The following is an 18,957-nucleotide window of genomic DNA, read 5'->3' as shown; positions in this document are numbered from 1 at the left end:
CCCTCGTCGAGGCCCGTCGAGGCCCTAAGAAGCGTCGGGGTGGCGGGGGCGCCTGCTGCCTCGCCACAGGATGGTCGCCACCACGAGGAGGACTCCGCCGACGCTGCCTGCCAGGGGGCCGGCCCAGGCGTTCGAGGGGCGGTCGTCCTCGGCCGTGTCCGGCCCCTCGCCGAAGTACTTCTCGGCGTGGGCCGCCGCGGTCAGGCCCTCCGGCTTCAGCCCGGCGGCCTCCTTGATGGCTGCCGAGGGGTCCACGAAGCCCGATCCCCGGGAGTCGTCCCGGCCGCCTGTGGGAGCGTTACGGGCCGTCTCCTCCAGCAGGTCTTTGACCTGGGCCGGGGACAGGCCCGGGTGGGCCGCCTTCACGAGGGCGACGGCGCCGGAGACGAACGCCGAGGCGGCACTGGTGCCCCAGCCCTCGTAGTACTTCTGGTCGGGGTCGGCGATGACGACGTCGACACCGGGGGCGCTGACCGTGGCGTACCAGCGGCGGGTGGAGAACGAGGCGCGGGTTCCGTAGCGGTCGACGGCGGTCGCGGCGATCACACCCGGGTAGGCCGCCGGGTACGAGATGTGGTCACCCTTCTCGCCGCCGTTCCCGGCCGAGGCGACCACGGTGGCGCCCTTCTTCAGGGCGTACTGGACGGCGGCGTCCTCGGATGCCTCCGGATGGGCGGACTTGGAGTCGTCGCCGAGGGAGAGGTTGATGACGTCGGCGCCCTGGTCGGTGGCCCACCGGATGCCTTCGGCAAGAGCGTTGCCGCGGGTGTTACGGGCCTTGCCCCGGGCCGAGTCACCGTCTTCGAGGATCACGCGGACGGGGAGGATCTTCGCTTCCGGGGCTATGCCCATGACTCCGTCGGCGTTGCCCGTGCCGTGTCCGTGGCCCGCGATGATGCCGGCCATCGCCGTGCCGTGCCGTGCCCAGGGGCGGTCGCCCCGGTCGGCGCCGAAACCGACCATGTCCTTGCCGGTGAGGACGTTGCCCGCGAGGTCGGGGTGTTCGGCGTCGACGCCCGTGTCGAGGACGGCGACGGTGATGCCCTCACCCTTCGTCGTCCGCCAGGCCTCCTGCGTGTGCATCGCGTCCAGGGCCCACTGCTTCGCACGGATGCCGTCGGCGTGAGCGGTGGTGGTGGGAAGCAGGGCGAGCCCGGCCGCCATGACGGCGACCAGCAGTCCTCTTCCCCGGGGGGCCTTACGGCTTCCGCGGGGCGCCTTACGGGTCATGACGGCTTCTCCGTCGCCGAGTTGACGGTCTTGCGGAGGCTGCGCTCGACGCGGTCGGCGAGGCCCTGCGCGTCGTGGCCGAGGCCTGCCTGGGCGGTCGGCGTGGTGGCGTCGGACTTCATCGCGTCCTCGGCGGACTGCGGTTCGGTGACGGTACGGCCGTCGGCGAAGCCGGAGACCGCGAAGGCGACGACCGGGGCGTCGGTCAGGACCGACAGCGTCCATGACGCGCGCTGGCCGTCGCCGAAGCCGGCGGCGACGGTGCCCTTCGCCGCGTACGGGCGGGGCATGAGATCACGCCGGCTGTCGAGCCCCTGCGCCTCGAACCGGCGGTGCAGTACGCCCATGGCGGCGGAGTCGGCCTTCGTGAACAGCAGCCCGACCGTCGTGACATGGCTGCGGGTCGCGTCCGTGTAGGTGGCGCGCAGGAGCCGCAGGCAGCCGGCGGGCGCGAGGGCCTTCTGCAGGAGCGGGTCGAAGGCGTCCTTGCAGCCGCTGTCGGGGGCCACGGCCATCCGGGTCCACGTGCGGTCGGCCCCGCCGGGGCCCGCGCCCTCGCCCTTGACCGTGGGCGGGAAGAGCTCGTCGACGGGGATGCTGTGCCACAGGTCGCCGGCCGCCGTGAACGCGTCCGGCGTCCCGGACCCGCCCGAGCTGTCTTCGGTGAGCCAACTCCCCGTCACCGCACCGCCGATGAGGCCGAGCCCCAGCACCACGGAGGCCGTGGCGGCCACCACGCTGCTGCGTCGGCGGGGGCCCGCCGGACGCGCGTGCACGGTGTCGTCGTCGTACGTGTCAGGGGATGCGAGGGACACGAACGGCCGGGGCGCCGGGTCCGGAGGTGCGGGGATGTGCGGGGAGGGGCTCAGGAAGGACTCGCCCGTGAAGGGCTCCCCCGGGCCGGACATCGGCCTGCCGGACGGTGGCGTGCTCGGTTCCGGAGGCGGGGGCGGGGATGAGGGTGGGGCGGCGGGAACGGGCCGGAGCCGGGTCGTTATCTCCGACAGCGCCGCGGCCTCTTCCGGCGTTCCGGTACGCCGAGTGAACGGCTGGAAGGTACCCGGGCGAGGCGGCAGCGACGGACCCGCCTGGCGCTCCCCCGCGCCGGGTTCGGACGGCGGGGTGGTCCGGCGTTCGCCGGCGTCCGGCCGGGGGGCCGGAGTGTCCGGCCTCGGCGGGGCGAAGGGGCGCAGGAGCAGACCGGGGTTGGGCCGCTGCGAGGTCTTGCCGGTGGCGGCCCGGGGCTCGGTGGCAGGGCGGGCCGGGGCCTGCTCCTCCCGGCCGTTCGGCACGGAGGGGCTGGGCGCGCTCACGGGGCGCGGCGGAACCTCCGTCCCCCGGGTGTTCCGGGCGGCGGCACCCGGCTCACCAGCGGGACGCGGCGGGAAGTCCCGCTGGTCGACACGCTCGGAAGCCGACCCGGAAGCCGACCGCGAAGCCGTCCCCGACTCGCCCACCGGACGCGACGGGACAGGGGCCGTCGGGGCGCTCCTGCTCGGACCATGGGGCTCGTCCGTCGGACGCGGCGGGGCGCTCGTCCACTCGGCGCCCGCCATCGGAGCACGCGGTGCCGTCGCCGGACGCGGCGGGGCATCGCCCTGGCCGGCGCGCCTCGAATCACCCCCCGGCCCAGTGGCAGGAGGGGGCAGGAATCCTGTCCCACCGGGCGGTGTGTCCGGGAAACGGGCCGAAGCCGGTGGCGGCGGAGGCGTCTCGGAGGTCTCGGGCGTCTCGGGCGTCCGCCGTTGTTCGCCGCCGGTGGGGCGGAGGTTCGGGAAGCGCGGCAAGTCGGGCGAGGGAGCGTCCCGAAGAACGGCTCCGTCGGACGTGCGCGGCTGCGGCGGCGTACTCGCGGGGCTCGGCCCGAACCAGGCACCCGCGACACCGGACCCCTCCGACGGCTGTCGTTCGCTCTCCGTCGCGGGCGGCTCCGGTGGTGTCGACGGGCGCGGAGGGATGGAGGCGCGGCGCGCTTCCGTGCTCATGCACCCCCCGTTTCCTCGACCCCGGACGACCATTTCGCCGAAGGAACCCTTCCGGATCCGTTCCCCGCTGGCGTGCGCGTCACTCTACGGGCTGACGCCGTGCGCGTGGGAACCAGTCCGCAGGCCCGGGGCATCTGCCCGGAACATCCCCCTACCCTGCGGTAATCCGGTCTGGCAGTCTTCGCACATGACTGCCCGCGCCGCAGACCGGGCCCGCTACGACCGGGCCACCGCTCACCTAGACGCACCCATCGCGATCGTGGACCTGGAGGCTTTCGACGCCAACGCGGACGATCTCCTACGGAGGGCGGCGGGGAAACCCGTACGCGTCGCAAGCAAGTCGGTCCGCTGCCGGGCCCTGCTTGAGCGCGTCCTGGCCCGGGAGGGCTTCGCCGGGCTCATGTCCTACACGCTCGCCGAGTCGCTGTGGCTGGCCCGTTCCGGCTTCCAGGACGTACTGCTCGCCTATCCGTCCGCCGACCGGGCGGCGTACGCCGAGCTCGCCGGTGATCCCAAGCTCGCCGCCGCCGTGACCGTCATGATCGACGACCCTGCGCAGCTGCGGCTGATCGACGAAGCCCGGGACGGCGGCCGCGAAGAGGTGCGCGTCTGCCTGGAACTGGACACCGCGCTGAGGATGCTCGGCGGACGGATCCGGGTCGGGGCCCTCCGCTCCCCCCTGCGTTCCGCCGCCCAGGTCGCCGAGATGGCGCGCGCGGTCGCCCGCCGGCCCGGTTTCCGGCTGGTGGGGATCATGGCGTACGAGGGGCACATCGCCGGGGTCGGCGACTCCCTGCAGGGGCGCCCGTTGCGGTCGCGCGCGATCCGGCTGATGCAGGCCACGGCCCGCAGGGAACTGGCGCAGCGCCGGGCGGACGTCGTGCGGGCCGTTCGAGCCGTCGCGCCGGATCTGGAGTTCGTCAACGGCGGTGGCACGGGCAGCGTCCAGCACACCGCGGCCGAGGACTCCGTGACCGAGATCGCGGCGGGATCGGGGCTGTACGTGCCTCGGCTCTTCGACAACTACACGTCGTTCAGCGGGCGTCCGGCCGCACTCTTCGCGCAGCCCGTCGTGCGCCGGCCGGGGGTCGGCGTCGTGACCGTCCTCGGCGGCGGCTACCCGGCGTCGGGCGCCCCGGGCCCGGACCGGCTGCCCGAGCCGTACCTCCCCGAGGGGCTGCGGTACGACGCCCAGGAGGGCGCCGGTGAGGTGCAGACGCCGCTGCTCGGCTCGCCCGCCGACGATCTGCTGATCGGCGACAAGGTGTGGTTCCGGCACGCGAAGGCCGGGGAGCTGTGCGAGCGGTTCGACGTACTGCACCTCGTGGAGGGCGACACGGTGACGGGGTCGGTGCCGACGTATCGCGGCGAGGGCCACACGTTCTTGTAGGCCCTGACGCCACCTGGGGCCCGGCCCTACCGCGTGGGGCCGATGTCGCTGCCGACGCCGCCGCTCGTGTCCTCGTCGCCGACCGGCCGGATTCCTTTGGTGATCCGGTCCATGTCGGCGAGCGGCGGCCCTTCCCCGCCCGCGTCGAAGACGTACCGCACCAGGACCGGCGACTCCGAGCCGACGCTGGACGGGAACACCATCGACTGGACGTAGCCGCCGGGCCCCGCCTCGGTCCTGACGCGCCAGCGCACGAGGTATCCGGTGCGCCCGGCGACCGCGACCGGCCCCTGCTTGGCCAGTTGGTGGGACGTGATGCCGTGGAAGGGGCGCTCGTCGACCTCGTTGCGGTCGTACGCCAGGTCGGCGGCGTCCGGGATGTCGTCCTTGGCGAGTGCCTCGGGGGATTTCTCGTCGTTCGCGGTCACCGTGCGCGAGATGACCGTGCCGTGGCGGCAGAGACCGTCGTCGCCAGGACAGTCGTACGTCCCGGGTGTGGTCATCACGATGTCGTCGTCGGAGACGTTCTCGGGTCTGGCCCAGCCGTCGAGGAGCGGCAGGGTGATGCCGTTGAGCTGGTCCACGACGATGGCGGGGTCGTCGGCGGACGGCTTCGAGGTGGACTCCGAGGGCGCGGGCGAGGGCGGCGCGCTCGTCGGGGCGGAGTCCGTGGGCGTCGGCCCGGTTCTCGCCTCGGGGACGCCGTCGCCGTCGTCCCCGCTCAGGGCGACGGCGCCCGTGACGATGGCGGCGACGAGGACGGCCGCCGCGGTGGTGAGGGCGATCGCCTTCGCACGCCCGGAGCCGCCACTCGACGCCATCGGCACCGTCTGCGCGTACGGCGGCGCATACGGCCCTTGTTGCTGTGGCTGTTGCTGGGGCTGTTGGTGCTGCGTCTCGGGCGTACGGCGGTGCTCGGTCCAGGCGGTCCCGTCCCACCAGCGCTCCAGGTGCGAGGCTGAGGGGTCCCGGTACCAGCCGGGCGGGGTCGTCATGCTCATCCCGGCACTCTAGGGCCTGTCCGGTGTGGGGATCCGGGGTCCCTACTAGAGCGGTGTGACGTACGCGCCCGCGATGCCGCCGTCCACCAGGAAGTCCGTCGCGTTCACGAACGACGAGTCGTCGCTGGCGAGGAAGGCGACCGCGGCGGCGATCTCGTCGGCCTCCGCGAACCGCCCGAGCGGGATGTGCACGAGGCGGCGTGCGGCCCGCTCCGGATCCGTGGCGAACAGCTGCTGGAGGAGGGGGGTGTTGACCGGGCCGGGGCACAGGGCGTTGACCCGGATCCCCTCGCGGGCGAACTGCACGCCCAGCTCACGGGACATGGCCAGCACGCCGCCCTTGGACGCGGTGTAGGAGATCTGCGAGGTGGCGGCGCCCATCCGGGCCACGAAGGAGGCGGTGTTGATGATCGACCCCTTGCCCTGCCGCCGCATGTACGGAATCGCCGCCTTGCAGCACAGGTAGACGGATGTGAGGTTGACCTCCTGGACGCGCTTCCAGGCCTCCAGGCCGGTCTCCAGGATCGAGTCGTCGTCGGGCGGCGAGATGCCCGCGTTGTTGAAGGCGATGTCGACGGAACCGTAGGTGGCGTACGCGGATTCGAAGAGCGCCTCGACCTGTTCGGGGTCGGTGACGTCGGCCTTGACGAAGATTCCGCCGGCGTCCTCGGCTGCGGCCTTGCCGCGGGTCTCGTCGACGTCACCGCAGACGACATGGGCGCCCTCGGAGGCGAGCCGGCGGGCGGTGGCGAGGCCGATACCGCTGCCGGCACCCGTGATGACGGCGGTACGGCCGACCAAGCGGCGGCAGACGACGGCGTCGGTCGATGCGGTCGATGCAGTCGATGCGGTCACTGTGCGGGGCCCTCCGTGCTGATGAAGACGTTCTTGGTCTCGGTGAAGGCGGTCAGGGCGTCCGGGCCGAGTTCGCGGCCGATACCGGACTGCTTGAAGCCGCCGAAGGGGGTCCAGTAGCGGACGCCGGCGTGGGAGTTGACGGACAGGTTCCCTGCGCGGACGGCGCTCGACACGCGCAGGGCGCGGCCCACGTCCCGGGTCCAGATGGAGCCGGCCAGGCCGTACTCGGTGGCGTTGGCGAGACGGATCGCGTCGGCCTCGTCCTCGAAGGGGAGGACCACGGCGACCGGCCCGAAGACCTCCTCGACGGCCACGCGCGCGTGGGGCTCGACTCCGGTCAGGACGGTGGGCGGGAACCAGAAGCCGGGGCCTTCGGGGGCGGTGCCCCTGATGCCCGCCAGGTCGTCGGTGACGTACGACCGTACGCGGGCCAGTTGGGTTCCGGAGATCAACGGGCCCATGGCGGTCTTCTCGTCGGCCGGGTCGCCGACGACGACGGACTCGATCGCGGGGGCGAGGAGTTGGAGGAAGCGGTCGTACGCCGGACGCTGGACGAGGATGCGGGTGCGGGCGCAGCAGTCCTGGCCGGAGTTGTCGAGGAAGGACATGGGGGCGGCGGCCGCGGCGGCCTCGATGTCGGCGTCGGCGAAGACGATGTTGGGGCTCTTGCCGCCGAGTTCGAGGGTGACGCGCTTCAGGAGGGCCGCCCCCTTGGCCAACACCTGTTTGCCCACGGTCGTTGACCCCGTGAAGACGATTTTCGCGACGCCCGGGTGCTCGACCAGCGCGTTGCCCGTGACGGGCCCCGAACCGGGCAGGACCTGGAAGAGGTGCTCGGGAAGGCCCGCCACCAGGGCGAGTCCGGCCAGTCGCAGCGCCGTCAGCGGGGTCGTCTCGGCCGGCTTCAGGATGACGGCGTTCCCGGCCGCGAGCGCGGGGGCCGTGCCCCAGGCCGCGATCGGCATCGGGAAGTTCCAGGGCGCGATGACGCCGACCACGCCCAGCGGTTCGAGCATCGTGACGTCGAGGCCGCCCGGCACCGGGATCTGGCGCCCGGTGAGCCGCTCCACTCCCCCGGCCGCGTAGTCGAGCAGGTCGCGGACGTTGCCCGCCTCCCAGCGGGCGTTGCCGATGGTGTGCCCGGCTTCCCGGACCTCCAGCTGGGCGAGTTCCTCACGGTGTTCGTCGACGACGACTGCGAACCGGCGCAGCAGCCGGGCCCGCTCGCCCGGCGCGAGGGCGGCCCAGCCGGCCTGCGCCTTCGCGGCCCGCACGACGGCCGCGTCGACGTCCGCCGCGCCGGCGCCCGCAACGGTGGCGACAACCTCTTCGGTGGCCGGATCGAGCACGAGCAGCTCATGCTCACCGGACTGGGAAGGCGTGTGCGACAACGAAGGACCCCTCACATACGTTCGAAGGAGCGGCGGAGCTCCCAGTCGGTCACCACGGCGTCGAAGGCGTCCAGCTCCACACGCGCCATGTTGCGGTAGTGCGCGACCACCTCGTCGCCGAAGGCGGCCCGGGCGATGGGACTGTTCTCCCAGATTTCGGCCGCCTCGCGCAGGGTGGCGGGCACCTGCTCGTACCCCGAGGTGTAGGCGTTCCCCGTGCACGCCTCGGGCAGCTCCAGCTTCTGCTCGATGCCGTACAGACCGGCCGCGACGAGCCCCGCGACGGCGAGATGCGGATTGACATCGCCGCCCGGGAGCCGGTTCTCGAACCGCATCGAGCGCCCGTGCCCGACCACGCGCAGCGCACAGGTGCGGTTGTCGTGGCCCCAGGCGACGGCGGTCGGCGCGAACGACCCCGGCTGGAACCTCTTGTACGAGTTGATGTTGGGCGCGTACAGGAGGGAGAAGTCCCGGAGCGCGGCGAGCTGCCCGGCGAGGAAGTGCCGCATCAGCGGCGACATGCCGCCCTCGGCCTCCCCGTCGCCAGCCATCACGTTCGTGCCGTCGGCGTCGGCGAGCGATAGGTGGATGTGGCAGGAGTTGCCCTCGCGCTCGTTGTACTTGGCCATGAAGGTGAGCGAGACGCCCTCCTGGGAGGCGATCTCCTTGGCCCCGGTCTTGTAGATGGCGTGCTGGTCGCAGGTGACAAGGGCGTCGTCGTACTTGAACACGATCTCGTGCTGCCCGGGATTGCACTCGCCCTTGGCGGACTCGACGGTCAGCCCGGCCGCCGTCATCTCGTTCCGGATCCTGCGCAGCAGGGGCTCGATACGCCCGGTCCCGAGCACCGAATAGTCGACGTTGTACTGGTTGGCCGGCGTCAGCCCCCGGTAGTTGGCGTCCCAGGCCTGCTCGTACGTGTCCTTGAAGACGATGAACTCCAGCTCGGTCCCCACCCGGGCGGTGAAGCCGTGCTCGGCGAGCCGCTCCAGCTGGCGGCGGAGGATCTGGCGGGGCGCGGCCACCACGGGCGAGCCGTCGTCCCAGGCGAGGTCGGCGACGAGCATCGCCGTACCGGCGTTCCACGGGACCCGGCGCAGCGTACTCAGATCCGGATGCATGGCGAAGTCGCCGTAACCACGGTCCCAGGACGACATCTCGTACCCGTCGACCGTGTTCATGTCGGTGTCGACCGCGAGGAGGTAGTTGCAGCCCTCCGTACCGTGCTGCAGGACGTCGTCGAGGAAGAAGCGCGCGGCGAACCGCTTGCCCTGGAGGCGTCCCTGCATGTCCGGGAAGGCCAGGACGACCGTGTCGATCTCGCCGCTCGCGACGAGGGCGTGCAGCTCCTCGACACTCAGGGGTGGGGTGCGGTCTGCCACGAAAAGATCTCCTTCGGTCAGCCGAGAGCCATAAGGTATTGCCGAGAACCATTGCTTGGGAAGGGGGCGCAACCAGATGTCGCAGCCGGATCCACCCGGCCCGAACGACCGGCTGGCACCGGTCCTGCGGCCGGTGCGCGCGGGCAACGGCTTCGAGGAGGCCCTGGAGCAGATCCTCCAGGTCGTGCGGCTCGGCCTGGTCCCCGGGGGCGAACGGCTGCCCGCCGAGCGCGAGTTGGCGCAGCGGCTCGGGATCAGCCGGGTGACGCTCCGCGAGATCCTGAAGGTGCTGCAGGACCAGGGGCTCGTCGAGTCCCGGCGCGGCCGGTACGGCGGCACCTTCGTACGGGTCCGTTCCGAGGCGACCGGCGAGGTCGAGCTACGACGGCGCGTCGAAGGGGTCGACATCGAGGACGTCCTGCGTTTCCGGGAGGTGCTGGAGGTCGGTGCGGCGGGCCTCTGCGCGGCACACGGGCTCTCCGCCGGGCAGGCCGGGCACCTGCGTGAGGCACTGGCCCGCACGCGGGACGCACCGCTGGCGGAGTACCGGCGCCTCGACACGCTCCTCCACCTGACCCTCGCCGAACTGTGCGGCTCGCCGACCCTCACCGCCCAGTACGCGGCCGTCCGCTCGACCGTGAACGACCTCCTCGACTGCATACCCCTTCTGGTACGGAACCTGGAGCATTCGCAGCGCCAGCACGCGGCGATGGTCGAGGCGGTGCTGGACGGGGACGCGGACGGCGCACGCGAAGCGACGCGCGAGCACTGCGCGGGCACGGCGGCCCTGCTGCGCGGCTTTTTGACATAGGAGACCCGCCATTCCCTCCCCGATCCCTCCCCAAAGGTATGGCGCTCCAAAGGTATGGCGTCGGCCTATTGCCCTTCCCCTACCCTTCCCCCGAGGGGTGGACGAGGCACAGGGAGCGTGGGGATGGCAGACAGGCCGCTGATCGGAGTCAGTACATACCTGGACTTCGCGCGTTGGGGTGTGTGGGAGCTGGAGGCCGCGCTGCTGCCGGCCGGCTACCCGCGGCTGGTCCAGGCGGCGGGCGGACTGGCCGCGATGCTGCCGCCGGACGACCCGGCGTACGCCGCCGGGGCCGTCGCCCGGCTCGACGGTCTGGTGATCGCGGGCGGCCCCGATGTGGATCCGTCCCGGTACGGGGCCGAGCGCGACCCCCGCTGCGGGCCCGAGGCACACGCCCGTGACAGCTGGGAACTCGCCCTGATCGAGGCCGCGTTGGCCTCCGGGACACCGTTGCTGGGCATCTGCCGGGGGATGCAGCTGCTGAATGTCGCGCTCGGGGGGACGCTCGTGCAGCACATCGACGGACATGTCGAGGCCGTGGGGGTTTTCGGGCGGCACGAGGTGAAGCCGGTGCCGGGGTCGCTCTGTGCGGGGCTGGTCGGTGAGGAGGCATCGGTGCCGACGTACCACCACCAAGCCGTGGATCGGCTCGGTGCCGGGCTCGTGCCGAGTGCGTACGCGGGGGACGGCACGGTGGAGGCGGTCGAACTTCCCGGACCCGGGTGGACCCTGGGGGTTCAGTGGCACCCCGAGATGGGTGTGGATCTGTGTGTCATGGCTGGGCTGGTACGGGCGGCCGCCTGAACGGGACGCCTGTCGCACCTTCGGAAAAGCGGGTGGTAGCGCGCGTGGTAGCGTCTGTATACACATTGTATGCGATGTCTGGGGGGGGTTGCCGTGGCGTCCGGTCGGGAGAAGGCCTACGCGTATCTCAAGGACACCGTGCTGACGGATCCCGAGATGCAGGGTGCCTTCCTGTCGGAGCAGGAACTGGCCGACCGTATCGGCGTCTCCCGCACCCCCATCCGGGAGGCGCTGCTGCTGCTCGCCGCCGAGGATCTGGTCGAACTCGTGCCCAAACGCGGGGCCCGGGTGGCGCCCCTGACGGGGCGGGAGGTCCGGGAGCTGATGGAGCTGCGGGGCGTCGTCGAACGGTACGCGGCCGAACGGCTCGTCGCGGCCGAGCGGGTACCCCTGGAGGAACTGCGCTCCCTGCTGGAACAGCAGCGCACGCTCACCGGCGCCGAGGAGACCAGGGAGTTCATCGCCGTGGACCACCGGTTTCACGCGTCCCTGGTGTCGGCCGTCGGCAACGCCCTCCTGGACCGGCACTACGACGGACTGCGCAGCCGCCAGGTCCGCGCCGGGGTGGTCGCCGTCTTCAACCAGCAGGGACGGCAGAAGGCGGTGCTCTGCGAGCACGCGGCCATCCTGGACGCCCTGGCCGCCGGCGACGCGCGGGCCGCGTGCGCGGCCATCGACCACCACCTGGAGTCGACTCTCAAGGTGCTGCTCGAAGGCTGAACGTGTGGCCCGCAAGGGCTGTCAGCACCACTCGGCGGGCCGGGCGGGCATGCCCGTCGCCGGGGACAGCTCCCGTGCCCGCCGGGATCACGGGTAGGTGATCACCAACATCGTCACGCCGTCCCGCGAGACCCAGGGGCCGTGCGGCATCCCCGGAGGGCGGCAGGCATACATGCCCGCGGTGAAGGTCCGGTCCAGCGTCACGTCGCACAGCGACCCCTCGACCAGGTAGACCTCCTCCCACACGTCGTGCCGGGCCGTGCCCGCGGGCGTGGTGTCCGTGCCCGGCGCCCAGCGGACCAGCGCGGTGCGCCGGCTGTTCACGGGATCCTCGGCCAGGACGCACTCCTCGACACCGGGTCCGGCGCCGGCCGGGGATCGCCAGGGCCCGTCGGGGCGGTGGAACTCCAGCTCGGGCCCGCTCACCGCCACACCTCCGGCCGCCGGTTCGCCAGCACCGACGTCTTCTCGCGGACCGCGCCGACCTCCTCGACGTCCAGGTCGGCGACCAGCAGCTCCGGCTCGGCGCCCAGAGAGGCCCGTACCGTCCCGTCGGGGCCGACCAGCAGGCTGTGCCCGATGCCGGTCGGCACGGGACCCGGACCGGTACCGGGATCGGCCTGACCGGCGGCGGCGACCCAGACAGTGGCGTCCAGCGCGCGGGCCCGCACCAGCAGCTCCCACTGGTCGCGCTTGCCGGGGCCGGCCCCCCAGGACGCCGCCAGCAGCGTTCCCACGGCCCCGGCGTCGGCGTGCGCCCGGAACAACTCGGGGAAACGGACGTCGTAGCAGGTGGCCAGGCCCAGCCGGACGCCGTCCACGTCGATCACGGCGGGGCGGGAGCCCGGGGCGACGGTCCGGGACTCGCGGAAGCCGAAGGCGTCGTAGAGGTGGATCTTGTCGTACGACTCCTCGACGCCGGGGCCGGTGGCCAGCAGGGTGTTGGCCACGCGTCCCCCGTCGGCCGGGGTGAACATGCCGGCCACGACGACCGTGCCGGTCGCCCGGGCGATCCCGCGGATCCCGTCGGCCCACGGCCCGTCGAGGGGCTGGGCCAGCGGGGCCAGCGGTGTGCCGAAGCAGGCCATCGACGCCTCCGGGAAGACGACGGCGCGGGCACCGGCGTCCGCGGCCCGCCGCGTCCACTCCTCGACGAGACGCAGGTTCTTTTCGGGGTCGGGGCCGGTGGTGAGCTGGCCGATGGCGATCCGCACTGCGGGGCCTCCTTGTCCGGGGCGAGTCTGGACGGGGTTGTGTGGCTGTTGTCAGCGGGGCAGGGGAGCGTCCGCCGCGGCCTGAGGCTTCAGTGCGGCGAGCTCCGCGTCCTCGTCGACGGCGGCCTGGGGGTTGCGGCCCAGGAGGACGCCCACCAGGGAGACCGCGCAGGCGAGGGCGATGTAGAAGGCCAGCGGTACCCAGCTGTCGTAGGCGCTCAGCAGGGTGGTGAACAGCAGTGGGGCGATGGCGCCGCCGATGATCCCGGCCAGGGTGTAGGCCAGTGAGGAGCCGGTGTAGCGCAGCCGGGGCGAGAACTGCTCGGCGATGAAGGCGGCCTGCGGTCCGTAGAGGCAACAGTGGATCACCAGGGCGACGAGGACTCCGGCGGCGAGCGGCAGCCAGGAACCGCCGGCGGCCATCGGGAAGAACACGAACGGCCACACCGCGGCGGCCACCGCGGCGACGCCGTACAGCAGGCGCCGGTTGACGCGGTCGGAGAGCGCACCGGCCAGCGGCATCAGGAAGACCTGGACCGAGGAGCCGATGAGGACGGCCGCGAGGGCGGAGCCGCGCGACATGCCGAGTTCCTGGGTGGCGTAGGTCAGCACGAAGACGGTGAACATGGCGTACAGCACGTCGGGGCCGACCCGGCACAGGATCGCGGCGGTCAGGGCACGGGGCTGGGTGGCGAAGACCTCACGGATGGGCGCCTCGGGCCGCGACTGCTCGGCCTCCATCGCCTTGAAGACCGGGGTCTCCTCCAGCTTCGCCCGGATCCACAGCCCGAAGGCGACCAGTACGCCGGACAGTAGGAACGCCACACGCCAGCCCCACGACTCGAACTGCGCCTCGGTCAGCAGTGCGCCGAGGGCCGCGAGCACACCGTTGGCGAGCAGGTTGCCCGCGGGCGGGCCCACCTGTGCGGCGGAGGCGTAGAAGCCCCGGCGGCGCGGGTCGCCGAACTCGCTGGACAGCAGGACGGCGCCGCCCCACTCGCCACCGACGCCGACGCCCTGGGCGAAGCGCAGCACGACCAGCGCGATCGGCGCGGCCACGCCGATCGTTCCGTAGGCGGGCAGCAGACCGATCAGGAAGGTGGCCACGCCGATCAGGACGAGTGTGGCGATCAGCACCTTCTTGCGGCCGATCACGTCACCGAGCCGGCCGAAGACGAATCCGCCGAGGGGACGGGAGACATAGCCGACCGCGTAGGTGGAGAACGCCAGGAGCGTGCCGGTGAGCGGGTCCTCCGACGGGAAGAACAGGTCACCGAAGACCAGGGCCGCGGCGGCGGAGTAGACGGCGAAGTCGTACCACTCCAGGGCGGTGCCGGTGAGGCTCGCGACGAAGGCGCGGCGGACGCCGGAGCGCTTCTCCGCGGCCCCTGCGTCGCTCTTCGAGGTGTCGTGCATGGTGCCCATCCTTGCTCGGGTGACATCGACCTTCCGGCATACTTCTTGTATACAGGTCGTATGCGCAACCCCTGCGCCAGAAGTTAACCGCGGAGAAATCAGGCTCCGCGGGCCGTTTCCCCGATCTCTGGGAGTGTCCTCATGGCTGTGCTGACCTTCGAACTGCCCGACGGATCGACGCATGAGGTCGATGTCGTCCAGGTCCTGAACGCCGGGTACGCCGGGCGCAGCCAGGACGACGTCGCCGCACATGTCGCGGAGCTCGCCGAGCTGGGCGTGCCGGGCCCGTCCGTGACGCCGGCCCTCTACCCCGTCTCCCCGTACCTCGCCCAGCAGACCGAGCGGGTCGCGGTCCAGCACGGCCGCACCTCCGGCGAGGCCGAGTGGGCACTGGTCGTCGCCGAAGGCGGGGAGCTGCTGCTGACCGCCGCCTGCGACCACACCGACCGCGACCTGGAGGTGCACGGGGTGGCGTGGAGCAAGAACGCCGGGCCCGACGTCCTCGCCCGGCGCGCCTGGCGCCTGGCCGATGTGGAGTCCCGCATCGACGAGCTCACCCTGCGCGCATGGGTCAGCCACGACGGCACCGAGACCGAGATCCAGACCGGGACGCTCGCCGAACTCCTCACCCCCGGCTACTGGGCGGACGTCCTTCGGTCCCGCGGCGAGCTGACGCCCGGGACCGTCCTGATCTCCGGCACCATCCCCATGGCTCCCGGCGTCGACCAGTTCGCCGACGGCTGGCGCGTCGAGCTCGGCGACCCGGTCGACGGGGACGTCATCGGCCTGTCCTACGACGTCCGGCCCATGCCTGAGCCGATCGGCTGACGCCGTCCGCCCGCCCTGCCGGTTCTTCGGGGGCCCTGCCGGTTCTTCGGCTGCGGGCCGGTGGGGGCTGGGCGCGCAGTTCCCCGCGCCCCTGGGGGCCTCCGGCCGGTTCGTCGGCTGCGGGTCGTTGCGGGCTTGTCGCGCAGTTCCCCGCGCCCCTGGCGGGGCGGCGGGGGACCTGCGCGACAAGCCACACGCAACCCGGCACCCGGCACCCGGAAGGCAATCCTCCGCCGCCTACGACCGCGTCAACGCCAAGAGGTCCCGCGCCGGCCCCGCCGGCCGGTGCCCCGCCGGCCACACCGCCCGCAGCTCGCGGCTCAGCCCGACCCCCTCCACGGGGATCGCCACCAGCCGGCGGGCGGAAAGTTCCTCCCCGAGAGCCAGTTCGCTCAGAACCGCCGGCCCCGCCCCGGACGCCACGGACGCCTTGACCGCCGTCGTGGAGGACAGTTCGATCAGCGGGCGGGCCAACCCGCCGAGCGCCGCGTCCAGCACCTGCCGCGTCCCCGACCCCTCCTCCCGCAGGATCAGCGGCGTCGCCGCCAACTCCCCCGCGTCGAGGGCCCGCCGTCTGCGCGCCCACGCGTGCCCGGGCGCGGTCACCACGATGAGCCGGTCGCGCGCGATCACCACGGAGTCCAGGCCGGCGGCCACGGACACCCCCTCCACGAACCCCAGGTCCGCCTCGCCCGCGAGCACCCGCTCGGCCACCACCGTCGAGTTCCCCGCGAGCAACGACACCGCCGTGTCCGGCCGCTGCCCGCGCAGCGCGATCAGCCAGCCCGGCAGCAGGTACTCGGCGATGGTCATGCTCGCGGCGACCCGCAACCGGGAGTCGCGCCGGTCCCGCAACGCCTGCGCTCCCGCATCGAACACCTCGGCCGCCTCCACCACGCGCCGGGCCCAGTCCGTGACCAGCGCGCCCGCGTCGGTGAGCCGTGACCCCCTGGGCGACCGGTCCACGAGCGCTACCCCCAACTGCCGTTCCATGGACCGGATCCGGCTGCTGGCGGCGGGCTGGGTGATCCCGAGTTCCCTGGCCGCCCGCCCCAGGCTTCCGAGCCGCGCCACGGCGAGCAGCAGCTCCAGGGCGCCCAGCTCGGGCACCCGGTGCGACAACCCTCCGGCCGGGGCCGCCCCTGCCCCGTGAACTCCCTGGTCACCCGTCCCGTCATCCCGACTCATAAGCCCATCTTATGTCCCCATAGACCGACGCTCCCTGGTGAGCGCGCCGCCCCGGAGGCATCGTGACGTCATGGTCACCGCCGTCCGCCATCTCGGCCCCAACTGGTACGCCCCCGTCATGGGCACCGCGATCGTGGCCACGGCGGGAGCCGGTCTCCCGCTCGGCATCCCGGGCCTGCGCACCGTCTGCACGGTGTTCTGGGCCCTCGCCCTGGCCATGCTCATCAGTCTGCTCATCGCCCGGGCCGCGCACTGGACCCACCACCGGGACCAGGCGAGGGCCCACCTCATGGACCCGGCGACGGCGCCGTTCTACGGCTGCCTCTCGATGGCCCTGCTCGCCGTCGGCGGCGGCGCCCTCGTCGTCGGCCGGGACTGGATCGGCACACCGGCGGCGGTCGCCCTGGACGCCGTCCTGTTCACGGTCGGCACGCTGATCGGGCTGACCGCGGCCGTGGTCGTCCCGTACCTGATGATCGTGCACCACCGGGCGGACACGTCCCAGGTCACGTCTCAGGTCACCCCCGTCTGGATACTCCCCTTGGTCGCCCCGATGGTCTCCGCGGCTCTCGGTCCGCTGCTCGTACCGCATCTGCCGGCCGGCGCGAGCCGCGAGACCCTGCTTCTCGCCTGCTTCGCCCTGTTCGGTCTGAGCCTGCTGGCCACGCTGGTGACGCTGCCGATGATCTTCGCCCGCCTGGTCACGGGCGGCCCGCTGCCGCTCACCCTCACCCCGGCCCTGTTCCTGGTCCTGGGTCCGCTGGGCCAGTCCACGACGGCTGTCGACAAGTTCGCCGTCACCGCCCCGGGGGTCGTGCCCGCCCCGTACGACCAGGGCTTCGTCGTCCTGGTGGTGCTCTACGGCGTGCCGGTGATGGGGTTTGCGCTGTTCTGGCTGGCGCTGGCCGGCGCGATGGTGGTGCGGGCCCACCGCCGGGGCATGCGCTTCACGATGACCTGGTGGGCGTTCACCTTCCCGGTCGGCACCTGTGTGACGGGCGCCGAAGGACTCGCGCGGCACACGGGGCTCGTGGTCTACGACGGCCTCACGGTCGCCCTCTACGCCCTGCTGCTCGCCGCCTGGACCGTTGCCGCCGCCCACACCGCCCGCGGCCTGCTCAGCGGACGGCTGCTCGCAGCGCCTCGGCCAGCACGCGCGGTGCCTGCGCCAACGACGGTCCGTACCACGTGAGATGACGTCCGCCGACAAGGGCGCAGGGCACTCCCGGGAACTCCTCGGGGCCGTCGTCCCGGGTGAAGCGGTACGGCTCGTCGGGCAGCACGACGAGGTCGAGGCGGGCGGCGCGCAGTTCGTCGGCGGGGATGCGCGGATAGCGTTCGGTGTGGGCCGCGTACGCGTTGTCGACGCCCATCCGCGCCAGCAGGTCCCCCGCGAAGGTGTCCCGCCCGAGCACCATCCAGGGGCGCCGCCAGATCGGCACGGCGGCACGCAGCCGGATCGAGGGACAGGGCGGGTCGAGCCACACCGCCTCGGCCTCGTCCAGCCAGCGCGGCCGCCCGCGCACGCCGCACGCACCGATCACGCGCTCCAGTTCGCGAAAAGCCCCCGGCAGGTCCCGTACCTCGGTGACGAGCACCACGAGACCCGCTTCCCGCAGCGCGGTCAGGTCGGGCTCCCGGTTCTCCTCCTCGTTGGCGATCACCAGGTCCGGCGCGAGCGCGATGATCCGCTCGACGTCCGGGTTCTTGGTGCCACCGACGCGTACGACATCGAGTTCGGCGGGGTGGGTGCACCAGTCCGTCGCCCCGACGAGGACCCCCGGCGCGGACACGGCGACGGCCTCGGTGAGTGACGGGACCAGCGACACCACTCTCATGGCCGAGCCGGGGTGCGGGCCCGGACCGCCGGCCCGATAGCCCTCGGCACGGTGCTCAGCGGCTGGGATCGTCCACCGCCTCGACGTGGTCCGCGACCGCGACGAACAGCACGCGGGTGTCCTCCTCGGTGGCCCGCCACCGGTGGCGCACTCCACCTGTCAGATACAGGGTGTCGCCCCGGCCCAGGCGGTACGCGCGGCCCTCCGCCTCGACCTCGACAACGCCGTCGGCCACGTACATCAATTCGTCGTTGCGGTGCTGGAACTCGCGGCCGGCGTCCTGGTCGCCGGAGAACTCCATGGCGTGCAACTGGTGGTGACCACGCACCAGGGGGCGCACACGGGGCTCGTGGGTGAACTCGGAGTCGTCGGCGCGCACCACGTCGACACTGCGCGCCGGGTCGGCGGCCGCCAGCAGTTCCACGCGGGTCGTCCCGAGGGCATCGGCCACGCGTTCGAGGGAGCGGATGCTGGGCCGGGCCCGCTCGTTCTCGACCTGGCTGAGGAACGGCACCGACAGCCCGCTGCGCTCGGCGACGACGGCGAGGGTGAGCTCCAGCGCGCGGCGGCGCCGCCTGACGGCCGCGCCCACTCGAAGACTCTCTTTGTGCTCGTCCATCGCTTCGGCTCCCCCCTGTGCGTCGTCGGTGCGCGATCGTCGCTGCGTGATCGTCGGTGCGTGTGGTGCGGTGGCGGCGCGGTTCCTCTGCGCGTACACGCCTGTGCGTACGTACCGATGTCCCGCGGGTTCTGGGTGTGTTGTCTGCAAGCACCCTACGGGTGTTCGCCAAGCCGTTTCATGCGCCTGTCACATCCCCGTGAACATTGCCGCACCGGACCCGCGAACGACAGCGAGGGGTGGGGGGGGGGGCGCCGCCGGGGGCCCGCCCCGCGCGCGGGG

At 72.7% G+C, this 18,957-nt stretch carries 18 protein-coding genes; 6 read left to right on the top strand and 12 right to left on the bottom strand.

Translation table 11 applies throughout. The features are described 5' to 3' along the window. Window positions 1-24 precede the first annotated feature (24 nt). Complete coding sequence (mycP, locus tag AB0D14_RS40710; protein WP_362789269.1) at window positions 25-1,230, bottom strand: type VII secretion-associated serine protease mycosin; 1,206 nt, start codon at window positions 1,228-1,230, stop codon at window positions 25-27. Continuing rightward, window positions 1,227-2,543, bottom strand: coding sequence for a hypothetical protein (locus AB0D14_RS40705; protein WP_362789266.1), 1,317 nt, complete (start codon window positions 2,541-2,543; stop codon window positions 1,227-1,229). The genes mycP and AB0D14_RS40705 overlap by 4 nt, the downstream gene beginning before the upstream one ends. Before the next feature lie 859 nt (window positions 2,544-3,402). On the opposite strand from AB0D14_RS40705, the gene AB0D14_RS40700 reads away from it, so the two are divergent. Then, window positions 3,403-4,605, top strand: coding sequence for an amino acid deaminase/aldolase (locus AB0D14_RS40700; RefSeq protein ID WP_362789263.1), 1,203 nt, complete (start codon window positions 3,403-3,405; stop codon window positions 4,603-4,605). A gap of 26 nt (window positions 4,606-4,631) precedes the next feature. On the opposite strand, the gene AB0D14_RS40695 is transcribed toward AB0D14_RS40700, so the two are convergent. Genes AB0D14_RS40695 through AB0D14_RS40680 form a run of 4 tightly spaced genes read right to left on the bottom strand, consistent with a single transcriptional unit; the run spans window position 4,632 to window position 9,237 of the window. Then, complete coding sequence (locus AB0D14_RS40695; RefSeq protein WP_362789305.1) at window positions 4,632-5,600, bottom strand: DUF2510 domain-containing protein; 969 nt, start codon at window positions 5,598-5,600, stop codon at window positions 4,632-4,634. A 51-nt stretch (window positions 5,601-5,651) separates the two neighbouring features. Further along, complete coding sequence (locus AB0D14_RS40690; protein WP_362789260.1) at window positions 5,652-6,461, bottom strand: 3-oxoacyl-ACP reductase; 810 nt, start codon at window positions 6,459-6,461, stop codon at window positions 5,652-5,654. Continuing rightward, on the bottom strand, window positions 6,458-7,855 hold the full coding sequence (locus tag AB0D14_RS40685) for an aldehyde dehydrogenase family protein (protein WP_362789257.1): 1,398 nt from the start codon (window positions 7,853-7,855) through the stop codon (window positions 6,458-6,460). Before AB0D14_RS40685 ends, AB0D14_RS40690 begins: the two co-directional genes overlap by 4 nt. Before the next feature lie 11 nt (window positions 7,856-7,866). Beyond that, entirely contained in the window at window positions 7,867-9,237 is a 1,371-nt protein-coding gene (locus AB0D14_RS40680; RefSeq protein WP_362789254.1) for a glutamine synthetase family protein, read from the bottom strand. Between the two features lie 76 nt (window positions 9,238-9,313). Here AB0D14_RS40680 and AB0D14_RS40675 point away from each other — a divergent pair, with 76 nt between their 5' ends. The 3 genes from AB0D14_RS40675 (at window position 9,314) to AB0D14_RS40665 (ending at window position 11,572) form a co-directional block, all read left to right on the top strand. Then, window positions 9,314-10,048 (top strand): FCD domain-containing protein, encoded by a 735-nt coding sequence (locus AB0D14_RS40675; protein ID WP_362789252.1) that lies wholly within the window; start codon window positions 9,314-9,316, stop codon window positions 10,046-10,048. Window positions 10,049-10,171: 123 nt separating this feature from the next. Continuing rightward, a complete protein-coding gene (locus AB0D14_RS40670; protein WP_362789249.1) occupies window positions 10,172-10,852 on the top strand; it encodes a gamma-glutamyl-gamma-aminobutyrate hydrolase family protein in 681 nt (226 codons plus the stop codon). A 93-nt stretch (window positions 10,853-10,945) separates the two neighbouring features. Beyond that, window positions 10,946-11,572 carry a GntR family transcriptional regulator gene (locus AB0D14_RS40665; protein ID WP_362789302.1) on the top strand — a complete coding sequence of 209 codons (627 nt, stop codon included), beginning with the start codon at window positions 10,946-10,948 and terminating at the stop codon, window positions 11,570-11,572. 87 nt (window positions 11,573-11,659) lie between these two features. Here AB0D14_RS40665 and AB0D14_RS40660 read toward each other — a convergent pair whose 3' ends face one another. From AB0D14_RS40660 to AB0D14_RS40650, 3 genes are read right to left on the bottom strand one after another with little or no spacing between them, the layout of a single operon-like run. Further along, the gene (locus tag AB0D14_RS40660; RefSeq protein ID WP_362789246.1) at window positions 11,660-11,998 is read right to left on the bottom strand and encodes a cupin domain-containing protein; all 339 of its coding nucleotides are present in this window, start codon (window positions 11,996-11,998) and stop codon (window positions 11,660-11,662) included. Beyond that, the gene (locus AB0D14_RS40655; protein WP_362789243.1) at window positions 11,995-12,786 is read right to left on the bottom strand and encodes a carbon-nitrogen hydrolase family protein; all 792 of its coding nucleotides are present in this window, start codon (window positions 12,784-12,786) and stop codon (window positions 11,995-11,997) included. Before AB0D14_RS40655 ends, AB0D14_RS40660 begins: the two co-directional genes overlap by 4 nt. 51 nt (window positions 12,787-12,837) lie before the next feature. Further along, window positions 12,838-14,202 (bottom strand): MFS transporter, encoded by a 1,365-nt coding sequence (locus AB0D14_RS40650; protein ID WP_362789240.1) that lies wholly within the window; start codon window positions 14,200-14,202, stop codon window positions 12,838-12,840. A 141-nt stretch (window positions 14,203-14,343) separates the two neighbouring features. On the opposite strand from AB0D14_RS40650, the gene AB0D14_RS40645 reads away from it, so the two are divergent. Beyond that, window positions 14,344-15,030: a DUF2848 domain-containing protein gene (locus AB0D14_RS40645; RefSeq protein ID WP_362789237.1), complete on the top strand. Its 687-nt coding sequence runs from the start codon at window positions 14,344-14,346 to the stop codon at window positions 15,028-15,030. A gap of 237 nt (window positions 15,031-15,267) precedes the next feature. Here AB0D14_RS40645 and AB0D14_RS40640 read toward each other — a convergent pair whose 3' ends face one another. Then, window positions 15,268-16,218, bottom strand: coding sequence for a LysR family transcriptional regulator (locus tag AB0D14_RS40640; RefSeq protein WP_362789234.1), 951 nt, complete (start codon window positions 16,216-16,218; stop codon window positions 15,268-15,270). 70 nt (window positions 16,219-16,288) lie between these two features. Between AB0D14_RS40640 and AB0D14_RS40635 the strand changes: the two genes are divergently transcribed. Further along, entirely contained in the window at window positions 16,289-17,410 is a 1,122-nt protein-coding gene (locus AB0D14_RS40635; RefSeq protein WP_362789231.1) for a TDT family transporter, read from the top strand. Here AB0D14_RS40635 and AB0D14_RS40630 read toward each other — a convergent pair. Next, complete coding sequence (locus AB0D14_RS40630; RefSeq protein WP_362789228.1) at window positions 17,337-18,056, bottom strand: helical backbone metal receptor; 720 nt, start codon at window positions 18,054-18,056, stop codon at window positions 17,337-17,339. The two genes, AB0D14_RS40635 and AB0D14_RS40630, sit on opposite strands and share 74 nt — an antisense overlap. A 55-nt stretch (window positions 18,057-18,111) precedes the next feature. Next, window positions 18,112-18,675 (bottom strand): cupin domain-containing protein, encoded by a 564-nt coding sequence (locus AB0D14_RS40625; RefSeq protein ID WP_362789225.1) that lies wholly within the window; start codon window positions 18,673-18,675, stop codon window positions 18,112-18,114. Between the last annotated feature and the right edge of the window lie 282 nt (window positions 18,676-18,957).

The organism is Streptomyces sp. NPDC048484, assembly GCF_040651415.1.
Classification (GTDB): Bacteria; Actinomycetota; Actinomycetes; order Streptomycetales; family Streptomycetaceae; genus Streptomyces.
Note: the sequence above shows the minus strand (reverse complement) of the source record. Positions and strands in the feature narration are given on the sequence as shown.

What these genes read in the sequence shown, in the direction of transcription:
- AB0D14_RS40675 (WP_362789252.1), top strand. Translation starts at nt 9,314, where the DNA reads ATGTCGCAGCCGGATCCACCCGGCCCGAACGACCGGCTGGCACCGGTC.
- AB0D14_RS40630 (WP_362789228.1), bottom strand. Translation starts at nt 18,056, where the DNA reads ATGAGAGTGGTGTCGCTGGTCCCGTCACTCACCGAGGCCGTCGCCGTG.
- AB0D14_RS40670 (WP_362789249.1), top strand. Translation starts at nt 10,172, where the DNA reads ATGGCAGACAGGCCGCTGATCGGAGTCAGTACATACCTGGACTTCGCG.
- AB0D14_RS40645 (WP_362789237.1), top strand. Translation starts at nt 14,344, where the DNA reads ATGGCTGTGCTGACCTTCGAACTGCCCGACGGATCGACGCATGAGGTC.
- AB0D14_RS40695 (WP_362789305.1), bottom strand. Translation starts at nt 5,600, where the DNA reads ATGACGACCCCGCCCGGCTGGTACCGGGACCCCTCAGCCTCGCACCTG.
- AB0D14_RS40635 (WP_362789231.1), top strand. Translation starts at nt 16,289, where the DNA reads ATGGTCACCGCCGTCCGCCATCTCGGCCCCAACTGGTACGCCCCCGTC.
- AB0D14_RS40640 (WP_362789234.1), bottom strand. Translation starts at nt 16,218, where the DNA reads ATGAGTCGGGATGACGGGACGGGTGACCAGGGAGTTCACGGGGCAGGG.
- AB0D14_RS40650 (WP_362789240.1), bottom strand. Translation starts at nt 14,202, where the DNA reads ATGCACGACACCTCGAAGAGCGACGCAGGGGCCGCGGAGAAGCGCTCC.
- AB0D14_RS40700 (WP_362789263.1), top strand. Translation starts at nt 3,403, where the DNA reads ATGACTGCCCGCGCCGCAGACCGGGCCCGCTACGACCGGGCCACCGCT.
- AB0D14_RS40625 (WP_362789225.1), bottom strand. Translation starts at nt 18,675, where the DNA reads ATGGACGAGCACAAAGAGAGTCTTCGAGTGGGCGCGGCCGTCAGGCGG.
- mycP (WP_362789269.1), bottom strand. Translation starts at nt 1,230, where the DNA reads ATGACCCGTAAGGCGCCCCGCGGAAGCCGTAAGGCCCCCCGGGGAAGA.